Origin of the sequence: Curtobacterium sp. BRB10 (assembly GCF_031844325.1) — a bacterium.
Classification (GTDB): domain Bacteria; phylum Actinomycetota; class Actinomycetes; order Actinomycetales; family Microbacteriaceae; genus Curtobacterium; species Curtobacterium poinsettiae_A.
Map to the genome: position 1 here is coordinate 140,179 of NZ_JAUZVA010000001.1, position 12,656 is coordinate 152,834.

12 protein-coding genes are annotated in these 12,656 nt (G+C 73.0%); 1 reads left to right on the forward strand and 11 read right to left on the reverse strand.

The window, feature by feature from the left end:
• Nucleotides 1-106 precede the first annotated feature (106 nt).
• Complete coding sequence (locus Q9R26_RS00710; RefSeq protein ID WP_259580204.1) at nt 107-1,399, reverse strand: bifunctional glycosyltransferase family 2/GtrA family protein; 1,293 nt, start codon at nt 1,397-1,399, stop codon at nt 107-109.
• Between the two features lie 113 nt (nt 1,400-1,512).
• Here Q9R26_RS00710 and Q9R26_RS00715 point away from each other — a divergent pair, with 113 nt between their 5' ends.
• Nucleotides 1,513-2,331 carry a helix-turn-helix transcriptional regulator gene (locus Q9R26_RS00715; RefSeq protein ID WP_311226271.1) on the forward strand — a complete coding sequence of 273 codons (819 nt, stop codon included), beginning with the start codon at nt 1,513-1,515 and terminating at the stop codon, nt 2,329-2,331.
• Between the two features lie 68 nt (nt 2,332-2,399).
• Here Q9R26_RS00715 and Q9R26_RS00720 read toward each other — a convergent pair whose 3' ends face one another.
• The 10 genes from Q9R26_RS00720 to Q9R26_RS00765 form a co-directional block, all read right to left on the reverse strand.
• Nucleotides 2,400-2,906, reverse strand: coding sequence for a hypothetical protein (locus Q9R26_RS00720; protein ID WP_247737636.1), 507 nt, complete (start codon nt 2,904-2,906; stop codon nt 2,400-2,402).
• A 259-nt stretch (nt 2,907-3,165) separates the two neighbouring features.
• Nucleotides 3,166-3,708 (reverse strand): hypothetical protein, encoded by a 543-nt coding sequence (locus Q9R26_RS00725; RefSeq protein WP_311226272.1) that lies wholly within the window; start codon nt 3,706-3,708, stop codon nt 3,166-3,168.
• Nucleotides 3,709-3,756: 48 nt separating this feature from the next.
• Nucleotides 3,757-4,026: a hypothetical protein gene (locus tag Q9R26_RS00730; RefSeq protein ID WP_259580202.1), complete on the reverse strand. Its 270-nt coding sequence runs from the start codon at nt 4,024-4,026 to the stop codon at nt 3,757-3,759.
• A gap of 100 nt (nt 4,027-4,126) precedes the next feature.
• A complete protein-coding gene (locus tag Q9R26_RS00735) occupies nt 4,127-5,710 on the reverse strand; it encodes a HAMP domain-containing sensor histidine kinase (RefSeq protein WP_311226273.1) in 1,584 nt (527 codons plus the stop codon).
• Nucleotides 5,707-6,429 carry a response regulator transcription factor gene (locus Q9R26_RS00740; protein ID WP_280634950.1) on the reverse strand — a complete coding sequence of 241 codons (723 nt, stop codon included), beginning with the start codon at nt 6,427-6,429 and terminating at the stop codon, nt 5,707-5,709. Before Q9R26_RS00740 ends, Q9R26_RS00735 begins: the two co-directional genes overlap by 4 nt.
• Nucleotides 6,430-6,464: 35 nt before the next feature.
• Nucleotides 6,465-8,654, reverse strand: a complete 2,190-nt coding sequence (locus tag Q9R26_RS00745) for a glycosyltransferase family 39 protein (RefSeq protein ID WP_311226274.1) — start codon at nt 8,652-8,654, stop codon at nt 6,465-6,467.
• A 204-nt stretch (nt 8,655-8,858) separates the two neighbouring features.
• On the reverse strand, nt 8,859-9,671 hold the full coding sequence (locus Q9R26_RS00750) for a fructosamine kinase family protein (RefSeq protein WP_311226275.1): 813 nt from the start codon (nt 9,669-9,671) through the stop codon (nt 8,859-8,861).
• 69 nt (nt 9,672-9,740) lie between these two features.
• A complete protein-coding gene (locus Q9R26_RS00755; RefSeq protein ID WP_311226276.1) occupies nt 9,741-10,475 on the reverse strand; it encodes a response regulator transcription factor in 735 nt (244 codons plus the stop codon).
• Nucleotides 10,463-11,677: a histidine kinase gene (locus Q9R26_RS00760; RefSeq protein WP_311226277.1), complete on the reverse strand. Its 1,215-nt coding sequence runs from the start codon at nt 11,675-11,677 to the stop codon at nt 10,463-10,465. The genes Q9R26_RS00755 and Q9R26_RS00760 overlap by 13 nt, the downstream gene beginning before the upstream one ends.
• Before the next feature lie 94 nt (nt 11,678-11,771).
• The gene (locus tag Q9R26_RS00765) at nt 11,772-12,620 is read right to left on the reverse strand and encodes a LysR family transcriptional regulator (RefSeq protein ID WP_182065135.1); all 849 of its coding nucleotides are present in this window, start codon (nt 12,618-12,620) and stop codon (nt 11,772-11,774) included.
• Nucleotides 12,621-12,656: the final 36 nt, after the last annotated feature.

Below are 12,656 nucleotides of genomic sequence, written 5' to 3' on the forward strand. Positions count from 1 at the left end.
GTGGTGCGAGGGTGATCGCTCGGTGCGAGGCCGCAGCGCCGCACGGAGCGGACGACCTCGCACCGGATGGGCGGCGCGGCGGGTCGCTGCCGTGCTGCTCGCGGTGTCAGGCGGCGCGGTCACCGGTGCGTTCGGCGGTCGCGATCGGTTCGGTGACCGCCGTGCTGGCGTCGGCCGCCGGGGTGGTGCCGGGGCGGATGAGCTCCGGGCGCCGGCGAGCACGGAACACCCACGCCTTGAACAACACGAACCGCACGCCGGTCGCCACCAGGTTGGCCGCCGTCAGCACCGCGATCTCCGCACCGTGCGAAGCGCCCGGTACCGACGCGTGCAGCACCACCAGCGACCCCGACGTGATCGCCCAGGCGACGCCGAACACGACCAGGCCCTGCACGTGGTGCCGACCCGCTCCCGCACGGCCTCGCACCCCGAACGTGAACCGTCGGTTCAGAGCGGTGTTGCCGATCGCCGTGACCAGCAGTGCGAGGAAGTCCGCGGTCTGGGCACCGATCGCCGGCCGGAACAGGGCGTACAGGGCGGCGAACGCCAGGGTCGAGAGCACCCCGATCGCCCCGAACCGCAGGACCTGCCCGAGGAACCCCACGCTCGGTGGGCTGAACGGCTGCCGACCGATCGCCGTGTAGACCGTGCTGATCGGCACCCGCCCGGTGGCGATGTTCCTCGACACCCGCCACATGCCCTTCAGGTCCTCGGTCGCGGTCGACGCGATGTGCACCGAGGAGTTGACGTCGTCGACCCAGTCGACGGGGACCTCGTGGATGCGGAGTCCCGCGTGCTCGGCCAGCACGAGCAGCTCGGTGTCGAAGAACCAGGCGTCGTCCTCGCACAACGGCAGCAGGTGGTCGGCAGCGGCCTTCGTGACCGCCTTGAACCCGCACTGCGCATCCGAGAACGACACCCCCATCGTCGTCCGGAGCAGCAGGTTGTACGAGCGCGAGATGAACTCCCGCTTGCTGCCGCGCACCACGCGCGACGAACCTGCCAGCCGGGTGCCGATCGCCAGGTCCGAGTGCCCCGACAGCAGGGGTGCCACGAGGGGGTCGAGCGCGGCGAGGTCGGTGGACAGGTCCTCGTCCACGTAGACGAGCACGGTCGCCGGCGATGCCGCCCAGACCTCCTTGAGTGCGCGGCCCCGGCCCTTCTCGGGCAGGTGCACCGCGTGGACGCCGGGGAGCATCGCGGCGAGGTCGTCGGCGATCCGGGCGGTGTCGTCGGTCGAGGCGTTGTCCGCGATCGTGATCCGCCACGAGTGGTGCAACGACGTCCGGCAGAAGGTGTGGAGCCGTCGCACGTGGGCGGCGAGCGTGTCCTGCTCGTTGTAGCAGGGGACGACGATGTCGATGTCGAGGGGCTGGTTCGTCTCCGTCATGCCGCTCATGCTCGGCAGCGGGGCTACGGGGGCCGAGGCAGGGCGCTGTGCCCCGGGTAAGAACGAACACCACGTGAACGCAGCGGACACGACACCTGTCGTCCGGATACCGTCGACGCACGATGACGACCGAGCGCGACGAGGCACGACGGACGGCCGTGCTGCTCCCCGGGGAGCGGCTGGGCCTGGCGCTCGACGAGCGGTGCCCGGAGTTCACGGAGCTGCTGCTCGCGCCACCGTTGCACGGCATCCGACCCGACGGGCACGACTGGCTCCGGCGTCGGTACGAGCAGATCGTCCCGCTCGTGCTCCCGGCGGCACTGCGCGCGGTCGAGCGTGGGGAGCCACTCGACCAGGAGTGCCTGGTGCGGCTCCGCGAGGTCGCAGCCGCCAGCGCCGACGACCCGCAGGTCGACGTCTCGGTCGTGCTCCGCGGCGCCCTGCCCGCGATCCGTGTCTTCGCCCTCGTCATGCACACGGCCACCCGCGAGCACGCGACGACGATCGACCACGCCGGACGGACGATGCTCGCGATGAGCCGGGCATCACTCGTGGCACACGAACTCGGCTCGTGCTGGGCGGAGGCCTGGGCGCAGCAGCGGGGAGGGGCGTCGGGGGACGCGACGGCAGCACTCGGCGCCGACGACATCGACCTGGTGGCGTCGGCGCCCGGCCTGGACGAGACCGAGGAACGGATGCTGGCGCTCGCCGCCCGCGGGCTCTCGAACGACGCGATCGCCAAGGAGACCGCCTACAGCCGGCAGGCCGTCGCCTGGCACCTCGGCCGGCTCATGAAGTCCTGGAACGCGCCGAACCGGACGGCGCTGGTGTCGGTCGCCTTCGTCCGGGGCTGGATCCGGTCCCGGCGCGACCTCAGGCTCGCTGCGCGCAATCGGCCGTCGGCGATCGACGCGGCGCGGACGGACGACGACGCTCCCTGAGGTCGACCGCACACGGGGACGCCCCCGGGGACCGAGGTCCCAGGGGGCGTCGCCGACGAACGGGGTGGTCAGCCGCCGTTGACGTGGATGACGTTGTCGATGCGTTCGATGGTGCCGAACGCACCCCAGTTCAGCCAGCCGCCGTCACCGTTGTTGGTGATCTTGCCGGGGCCCTTGAACCAGTAGATGACGTAGTTGCCACCCTTGATGTCGATCGACTGGGCGTCCGCGACGTCGCCCTCGACGGTGATGTCCTGGTTCTTGTTGACCACCGCGACGGTGAGGCGGTCGGGATTGCCGGCGTTCCAGTAGCCGACGTCGAGTGCCGCCTGCACGGCGCCGCCGCGATCACTCTGGTCGTTGACGGCGTCCTTGATCGCGTTGACGATCGCGACCGGGTCGAGGTTGACGTTGACGCTGCCGCCGACGGACGACGAGGTGCTGGGCGGTGCGGGCTCGGCGGCCTGCGCGGGGGCTGCGACGAACGCCCCGGCGATGACGGCGCCACCGAGTGCGGTGCCGGCGAGGAGCTTCACGGACGTGCGCTTGAACGAGTTCATGATCGTGTTTCCCATCTCTGCAGTGGTGACCCGTTCGGGTCGTCTTGCTCGGACAGGACCCAGCCTGCGTGCGCTCCCACGCGGATGCACGCGCTGGGGCTCGACGTTGGTCGATCGTCTGACGATCCGGACGACGCCGGATCGCCGTGCCATCGTCTGCCGGTCCTGGCGTGTGACATGGCACGGTGATAGCGTGATCGTGCTCGTTGCGTTGAGCTTCGAGAAGTGGACCCGAGACCCATCCGGACGGTTGGGCGCTCGGGTTCTGCGCGTTTCAGACGTCGATCACGGTGATCTCCGGTGGACAACGACGTCTCCAGTCGCCGCCCTTCGCCCACGCGCACCCGACTGCATCCGGCAGGGCCAGGAGCGGCTCGTGTGCAGCCGTCTCGTGGCGGTGGACCAGACGGGCGCCACCCGAGTCCCGCGTCGCCTCGACGATCCACTGTCGGTCCTTGCGGATGAGTGTCTCGTCCCGTTCGAAGCACACGCTGACGCGCGGGGGCACCGCGGTGGCGGCGACGAGTCGTCTGAGGCACGCAGCACGGCGTGCTGTGTCGGATCGCCCGTCCTTGACGGCACGGAAGACCGCGACCTCCACCGGTAAGGACGCGATCGTGCTGAGGATCAGCCGGCGACGGGCGTCGCTCTCCTTCCGCATGTGCAGGCGCGACTGCCCACGCAGGACGAGGCCGGTGAGTGCCGACCGTGCGGCCCGTGTCGATGAGCGTTCGAGGCAGACGGCGACGAGGAGGTAGTCCTTGACCTTCGACTCATCGACGAAGATCTCTCGGTACCCGTTCGTCGCTGTCGTCACCACCGCGTCCCCACGGCGTACCACTCTACATATCAGTGACGCTCTCGGTCAGCGGGGCAGCAGGATCTGCACGATCGCGACGACCGCGAGCGCCGCGATCGGGACGCCCGCGATCCAGGCGCCCGCCCGCATCTGCGTCCGGCGGATCGTCGGCGGTGCGTGCGAGGAGCGCGCGAACTCGGTCGCGGCCACGAGCTCTGGCGCCGCGGCGGGCGGAGCGGCTTCGGGCTGGGGGCGGTCGTCCTCGAACGCCGGGACCTCGACCACCAGGTCGGTGGGGTCCGGGCGGCCCGGGAGCTTGTCGTACGCGTTCGTCACGGGGCCTCCTCGTCGGGCGTTCTCGGACCAGTATGCGACCCGGGCGGCGTTCGGTGAGCAGGAGATGTCGAGTGCGGTCGCGGCACCCGACATCTCCTGCTCACGAAGCGCCCGAAGCGCCCGAAGCGTCCGCCGTCGACCCGCCCGAGGCCGGCAGGTCCACGGTGAACGCGGTCCGGCCGGGCTCGGACGCGACCCGCACACCGCCGCCGTGCGCCAGGACCACGGCCCGCACGATCGCGAGCCCGAGGCCGCTCGTGCCGTGCTCCCGTGAGCGCGAGGCCTCACCCCGGGAGAACCGGTCGAACAGGGTCGCCAGGGACTCGGTGGGGATCGGCGGCCCGTCGTTCGCCACGACGAAGCGGACGACGGCACCTCCCGACCCGGGCACCGACTGCAACGACACCACGACGGCCGTCCCCGGCGGCGTGTGCGTCCGGGCGTTGGTCAACAGGTTCGTGACCACCCGCCGGAGCTGCACCTCGTCGCCGGCCACGCTGACCGGCTGGTCGTCCACGATCTGCAACGTCCACCGGTGGTCCGGCGCGGTCGCACGGGCGTCCATGGTGGCCTCGACCACGAGCGACGTCAGGTCGAGCGGCTCGCGGACGACCTGCGACGCCGGCGACTCCGACGCCAGGGCCGAGGCGTCGAGCCGTGCGAGCAGCAGCAGCTCGTCGACGAGGTCGCCCATCCGGACGGCCTCGCGTCCGATCCGTTCGACGTTGCGGTGCACGGTGTCCAGGTCGGAAGTCCGCTCCGACAGCTCGGCGTACGCCCGGACGGTGGCGATCGGGGTCCGCAGCTCGTGCGAGGCGTCGGCGACGAACGTCCGCATGCCGGCCTCGGCGTCACGACGGACGGTGAGCGCCCGGGCGACGTGGCCCAGCAGCCGGTTCAGCGCGTTGCCGACCTGCGCGACCTCGCGGTTCGCGCGCAGGTCGGAGTCGGACACGCGGACGGGGATGTCCGGGTCGCCGCGTTCCAGGTCGAGCGCGGTCACGCCGGACGCCACCGCGGCGACCCGTTCGAGCGGCCGGAGCGATCGACGGACGAGCACCGTGAGGGCCCACGCGGCGACGGCGAGCCCGAGCACCGTGACGACCCCGATGACGAGCAGCAACCGAGCGATCGCGGCGTCGAGGTCACCGAGGGGGAGCGCGGTGACGAACACGTCGCCGTCGTCGCCGACCGCCTGCACCCGGTAGTCGCCGAGCGCGCCGAGTCCGACCGTCACGGACTCGCCGCCGGTCTGCACCGCTGCGAGGGTCCGCTGCTGCGCCGCCGTCAGACGGCGCTGGTCACCGTCACCGTCGGTGTAGCCACCGAGCACCACGTCGCCGTCGCGGACGATGGCGATGACCGTGCCCGCCGACTGCCCCGGCGCACCGATGAAGGCGTTGTCGGGATCCGGCAGATCATCGGAGTCCGACGACGAGGACGACGACGACCCCGGCGGTGGCCCGGACGCCCCCGGCGGCGGTTCGGCCCCGTCCCGTCCGCCGACGGTCCGCATCGCCGCCGTCGACAGCTCCGCGTCCAGTCGGTCGACCAGGTACCCCCGGAACGCGACGACGGTCACCGCCCCCACGACGACGTTCGTCGCCACGAGCAGCAGGGCCACGGCCGCCACGATCCGCCAGCGCAGCGACGGCACACGCGCGGTGCGCCCGGGGCGGCTCACGTCGCCGGCCGGAGCACGTACCCCGCCCCACGGACGGTCTGCAGCATCGGCTCGCGTCCGGCGTCGAGCTTCTTCCGCAGGTACGACACGTACATGTCCACCAGGTTCGACGACGTGCCGAAGTCCATGCCCCAGACGCTCGCCAGCAGTTGCTCGCGGGACAGCACCCGGTTGGCGTTCCGGGCCAGGTGCCGCAGCAGCTCGTACTCGGTCGGCGTGAGCTCGATGCGTTCCCCGGCACGGCTGACCGAGCGGGCGTCCTCGTCGAGCCGGAGGTCCCCGACCACGACCTCGGCGCTCCCCCCGGCCGCGGCGACCCGGGCCGAGGTGCGCGCCAGGATCCGCGCACGGACGAGCAGCTCCTCGATGCCGAAGGGCTTGGTCAGGTAGTCGTCGCCGCCGCCGGTCAGCCCGGCGAGCCGGTCCTCGGGGGCGTCGCGTGCGGTGAGGAACAGCACCCGGACGCCGTCGCGGGCGTCGCGGAGCCGTTCGAGCACCTCGAACCCGTCGATGTCCGGCAGCATCACGTCGAGCACGATCACGTCGGGCTGGAACTCCCGGGCCGCGAACAGCACGTCGCGCCCGCGGTGCACGGACCGCACGGCCCAGCCGTCGCCCGCGAACGCCAGGGAGACGGCCTCGGCCAGGGCGTGCTCGTCGTCGACGACGAGGGCGCGGACGGGGGAGCCGTCGGTGCGCTGCAGCGGGGGGCCGGGCATGCCCCGGAGCCTATCCACCGCGCCCTCGTCGTCGATCACTTCGTGGTGCTCAGGTCGTAGACGGTCTGGCCGCCGACGGTCGTCGACTCGTAGTTCGCCGCGACCCACTCCTGGATCGCCGACGCGGTCGACGAGCCGCCGCCCATGCCACCGCCGGAGCCGGACGACACGTAGTACCCGATGTCACCGTCGGCGACGGACGCCTTGAACTGCGCGAGCGTCGGTGCCGGGTCGCTCGACCAGCCGCCGATCGCCATCACGGCGGTGTCGGTGTCGAGTTCGAGCTGCGCGGCCGACTGCGATCCGTTGACCGCGGCAGCCCACTTCGCGTCGGATGCCTCGAGCAGCTCCTGCAGGGCGGACGAGGTCGACGCACCCTCGCCACCACCCCCGGCCTGGAGGCCCGTCCCCGACCCACCCTCGGACGTCGCGTCGTCCGTGCCGTCCTGGCCACTGCCCGGTGCCTGCCCGGCGGTGCCCTCCGGCACCTCGCCGGTCGTGCCGTCCGGCGCCTCGCCGGACCCGCCCTCGGGCGGGGTCCCGCCGGGACCCTGCTGGGTGTCCGACGTGCTGTCGGAGCCGCCGTCGTCGGAGCCGGAGGTCGACCCACCCGGTCCGCCCGTGCCTCCCGGGAAGCCACCGGTACCACCGCCGCCCATCCCGCCGGAGCTGCTGCCCGCCGGACCGACGCTCGGGATCGAACCGGAGTGCGCGACGGTCGTCGTCGCGAGGGCGTAGGCAGTGGTGCCGGACAGCCCGAACAGGGTGCCGGCGAGGACGCCGACCGTGACGAGCCTGCGCAGCGACGGCACGCTGCCGATGACGATCAGCGCTGCGGACAGCAGCCCACCGGTGAGCATCACCCAGCGCAGCCACGGGAGCCAGGTCGGGTTCTCGTTCAGCAGGCACCAGCCCCAGAACGCCGTGACGCCGATCATCGCAGCCAGGCCGAGGCGGCCCACGAACCGGGCTCGTGCGTGCCAGAGCAGGGCACCGCCGGTGCCGACGAGTCCGGCGATGGCCGGGGCGAGGGCGACCGTGTAGTACGGGTGGATCGTGCCGGACATGTACGAGAACACGAGTCCGGTGACCAGGAGCCAACCGCCCCAGAGGACCAGACCTGCGCGTGCGGGATCGGCCAGGTGCCGGCGGCCGACGACGACCAGGCCGACGACCAGGGCGATGAGCGCTGCGGGCAGGAGCCACGAGATCTCGAGCCCCATCTCCGACGAGAACAGGCGGTTCAGACCGGTCGAGCCGCCGAACGAGCCTCCGGCGGTCCCGCCGGTCATGCCGCCGCCTCCGCCGCCGTTGCCCGAGCCGCCGAAGATCCGGCCGAGGCCGTTGTAGCCGAACACCAGGTCGAGGACGGTGTTGTTCGTCGAGCCGCCGATGTAGGGGCGCGACTCGGCGGGCCAGAGCCACACCGCGACGACCCACCAGCCGGCGGACACCACGAGGGAGCCGGCGGCGACGAGCAGGCCGACCACACGCCGGCCCCAGCCGGTGCGGGCGGCGAACAGGTAGACGAGGCCGAAGGCGGGCAGGACGAGCAGGCCCTGCAGCATCTTCGTCAGGAACGCGAAGCCGAGGGCGACCCCGGCGAGCGCGATCCATTTCCAGCTGCCCTCCGGCAGTGCCCGCACCGTGCAGTACGCCCCGGCGGTCATCAGCAGGACGAGCAGGGCGTCCGGGTTGTCGAAGCGGAACATCAGCGCCGCCGCCGGGGTCGCTGCGACGACGAAGCCCGCGAGCAGGGCGCCGACGTTCGCGGTGGTGGCGCCGAGTCGGGCCAGGGTGCGGCGGACCGTGCCCCAGACCAGGGCGACCGAACCGACGGCCATCAGTGCCTGGGGGAGCAGCAGGCTGGTGCTCGAGAAGCCGAACAGCCGGGCGGACAGCACCATCACCCACAGCGAAGCCGGCGGTTTGTCGACCGTGATGAAGTTCGACGAGTCGAGGGAGCCGAAGAAGAACGCCTCCCACGACTTCGTGCCGGCCTGCACGGCGGCGGCGTAGAAGCTGTTGGCGTACCCGGAGATGCTGAGGTCCCACAGGTACACCACGGCGGTCGCGGTCAGGAGCGCCCAGAACGCCGGCCGGAGCCAGCGGGCGTCCTCGCGCTCGCCGAGGAACAGTCGGGCGAGGGGCGGGCGGCGCCGATCCCGCGCGGCACTGCGCGCGGCATCGCGTCGGTCGGTCACGGGTATCGGGTACGTGGTCATGTCGATGAGCATCCGGGGCGTTCCCCGACTGCTGCACTGCGCAGGCTGTGTGCGGCCTAAGGACGCACGGTGCGCCCCCTCGCACGGTGCGAGGGGGCGGTCTGCCGTGGTGCGAGGTTCCGCGCTCGGTGCGAGGCACGCGGGGTCGCACGGAGTGTGGAACCTCGCACCGTTCGTGCGGCGCCCCTCGCACGGTGCGAGGGGTCAGGCGTACCGCTGCGCTGCCCGGATCGCGGCGCCGGTGTACGAGCCGCCGAACAGGAACACGTGCAGCAGCAGCGGCGCGAGCTGGTGGAGGTCGACGCGCTCCTGCCAGCCGTCCGCCAGCCGTGACTCCCGGTCGTAGGCGGCGAGCACCGTCTCGAGGCGGGGGAGCCCGAACAGCCCGAGCAGTGCCAGGTCGGTCTCCGCGTGCCCGCCGTGCGCGATCGGGTCGATGAGCACGGCGCCGGTCGGTTCGGACGAGTCCGTCGGCCAGAGGACGTTGCCGGCCCACAGGTCGCCGTGCAGGCGCGCGGGTCGGTCCCCGACGAGCGCGGGCTGCGGCGACCCGAGCGTGCCGTCCTGCACGCGTGCGGCGACCCGTTCGAACACGGCGGCCTCGGCGCGGTCGAACCCGCCGGCGTCGACGATGCGGCGGACGAAGTCGCGGATGCGGTACTCGGCGAAGAACTCGCCCCAGGTCGCCGGTGCCTGCTCGGTCGCGACGAACGGCGTGCGCGAGCGCCCCATCCGCAGCGCCGCACCGCGGGTCCATCCGGCGGGCGGCGCGCCCCAGTGGTCGGCACCGGCGGCGTGCGTGTGCGCGAGGGAGCGGCCGAACCGTTCGGCCTGGGCGGCGGTGGGGGAGCCGTCGGAGATCAGCTCGAGGTCGAGCACGGTCGGGCTCGGGCGCCCGAGCACGCGGGCGATGCGGGTGCCTCCGGTGTCCTCGGCCTCGGCGAGCCAGGCGAGCCCGGCGGCTTCGGCTGTCGCTTCGTCCGCGGTGGTGAAGGTCTTCACGTGCGTCTCGGCCATCGGCCCATCCTGCCGAGGGACCACCGTCGACCGTTCAGCCGACGGTCACCCGGTCGCCCGGTCACCCGGTCACCCGGTGGAGTCCCCGCGCCGGGCCGCGTGCACGACGAGTGCGAGCTGCACCCGGTTCTCGACGCCGAACTTCTCGTACACGTGCCCGACGTGCGTCTTCACGGTGGCCAGGCCCACGTACAGGTCGGCCGCGATCTGCGCGTTGGACGCCCCGTTCGCCACGGCGAGCGCGACCTCCCGCTCCCGCTCGGTCAGCAGGGCGAGCAGCCGGCGCGCGTCGGTGCCGTCCGGAGCGGTGCCGGCCGATCGTCCGGCCGGTCCGCCGCCCGGACCACCGGCCATCGGGCCGGAGCGGGTTCCGGCCGCGAACGCGATGACCCGGTCGAGCACGGAGGGGGACAGGATCGAGCGCCCGGCCGCCACGGTCCGCACGGCCTGCACGAGTTCGTGCGGCGGGGTGTCCTTGAGCAGGAACCCGCGGGCGCCGGCCTGCAGCGCTCCGAGCACGAGGTCGTCGCCCTCGAAGGTCGTCAGCACCAGGACGGCCAGGTCTGGTCGGCGGCGCAGTTCTCGTTCGGTGGCGACGAGTCCGTCGCACCGGGGCATCCGGATGTCCATGAGCACGACGTCGGGCGCGGTCTCGGCGATGACGCCCGCGGCCTCGAGCCCGTCGCCCGCTTCGCCCACGACCACCAGGCCGTCGTCGCCGCTGAGCACCATGCGGAGTCCGACGCGCACGAGCTGGTCGTCGTCGACCAGGACGACGCGGACGGGAGCGGTCACGGGGTCCACGGCAGCACCGCCTCGACCACGTGCACGCGACCGTCGTCGCTGCCGGCGCGGAAGCTCCCGCCGACGAGTCGGGCGCGCTCGGCGAGCCCGCGCAGGCCGTGCCCGGCCGTGTGCCTGGAGTCGTCGCCGAGCGCAGGTCCGTCGGCCAGTGTGTTCGACACCACCACCCGGATCGCCGGACCGGGGACGGTCTCGACGACGACGTCGACGAGCTCCCCGGGGGCGTGCCTGCGGGCGTTCGTCAGCGACTCCTGCACGATCCGGTAGGCGTGTCGCCCCACGGCGGTCGGTACCGCCGTGCCGTCGGTGTCGACACGCGCCCCGACGGTCGCACCGCCGGAACGCGCCTGGTCGAGCAGGGCGGGCAGGTCGACGAGCGTCGGCTGCGGAGGCGCGGTGCCGGTCACCTCGTCGCCACCGTTCGCCGCGGGGTCGCGCAACACCCCGAGGACGTCGCGCAGGTCGGTGAGCGCGGAGTGCGCCTCGGCCCGCACGACCCCGGCCGCCGCGACGGTCTCGTCGAGGGTGAGCCCCGGGCCGCGGTACTCGAGCGCACCGGCGTGCAGCGCGACCAGGGACAGCCGGTGGCCCAGGACGTCGTGCATCTCGCGGGCGATGTGGGCGCGTTCCTGCTCGCGGGCACGGTCCTCGCGCAGCTGCTGGTCGCGTTCGAGCAGGGCTGCGCGCTCGCGCAGGGACAGCAGCAGCGCCCGGCGCTGGCCGATCCCGATGCCGATCGCGACGAGCAGGGCGATGCCGACGGCGCCGGCGACCACGATCTGCCAGAGCGGCATGGCGTCGCCCTGGGGCGCCAGGACGACGTCGTAGAGCACCGTGGCACCGAGCAGCACCGCACCGGCGACGGCGAGCTCGACGGCCCGGCGCCGGGTGGCCAGTGACACCGTGGCGATCGCGGCCGCCCCGACCGCCAACGTCGACACCGAACTGAGGGCAGCGATGACGACCGTGATCACCAGCGGTGCCCGGTGCCGGAACGGCAGGAGGACGAGGGCCACCAGGCCGGCTCCCACATCGCCGAGGATCAGCGCGCCGACGTGCAGGTCGCTCCAGCCGCGGGTGTCCATCGACGGCCACACGAGCCCCGCGGTGAGCAGCCCGGTCAGGGCCGCGACGGCGACACGCCAGGTCTGGGACCACACACGCTGCCCGAGCGGCACGGCGGGGAGCGCGGTCGAGGTCATGCCCCGAGCCTAGGGAGCTGTCGGGACGAGCGGATCCGCCGAAGGTCGGAGCTGCCTGAGCTGCCGGAGCTGCCTGACCGGGGGACTGTCCGTCTCAGACCGCGTCCACCAGGGCCCGAGCCAGCGGGTGCCACGCACGGGACGACGGACCGCTCAGCACCAGGGTCCGTTCGAGCCGCCGGGCCATCGGGATCATCACGAGGTCGGGCGGCAGCATCCCGCGGCCCAGGGTCGGCACGATCGACACGCCCTCGCCCCGCTGGATCATCCCGAACATCGTGCTCATCTCCCGCACCCGGTGGGCGTAGCGGAACGGGCGGCCGTCGAGCTCGTGCAGCTTCTGGATCTGGTACTCGCAGCCGCCGCCGCCCGCCACCAGACCGTCCTCGTGCAGGTCGTCGAGGGTGAGTGCGGGCAGTTCGGCGAGGGGGTGGTCGCGGCGGATCACGGCGGCCATCTCGTCCCGCGCCACGACCACGCCACCGTCGGGCACCGGCGAGGGGTCGACGAGCACGGCGGCGTCGACCGTGCCGGCCTCGAGCCACTCCGGCATCTCGTCGTCGTCCCCCTCGTAGACCTGCACGTCGACGTCCGGCAGGGTCACGGTCCACAGCTCACGGAGCCGCGGCAGCAGGCCCTGGCAGACGGTGGGGACGGCGGCGAGGCGCACGGTGCCGCGCGCCGTGGCGGGCCGGACCACCGCCTCCAGGGCTTCGACCGAGGCGAGCACGCTCCGGGCGTGGGCCAGCAGGCGGTCGCCGAGCGGTGTGGCGGCGGCGACCGTGCCACGGCGCACCACGGGGCCGCCGACCTCGCGTTCGAGCCCGGCGACGGCGTGGGACACCGCGGACTGGCCGACGCCCAGCGCGGCGGCCGCCGCGGTGAAGGACCCGGCGTCGAGCGTGGCGACGAACGCGCGCAGTTGCTGGACCGACACGGTCATGCGTCCTCCTCATGTGTCCATGAGCGACATGCGTTC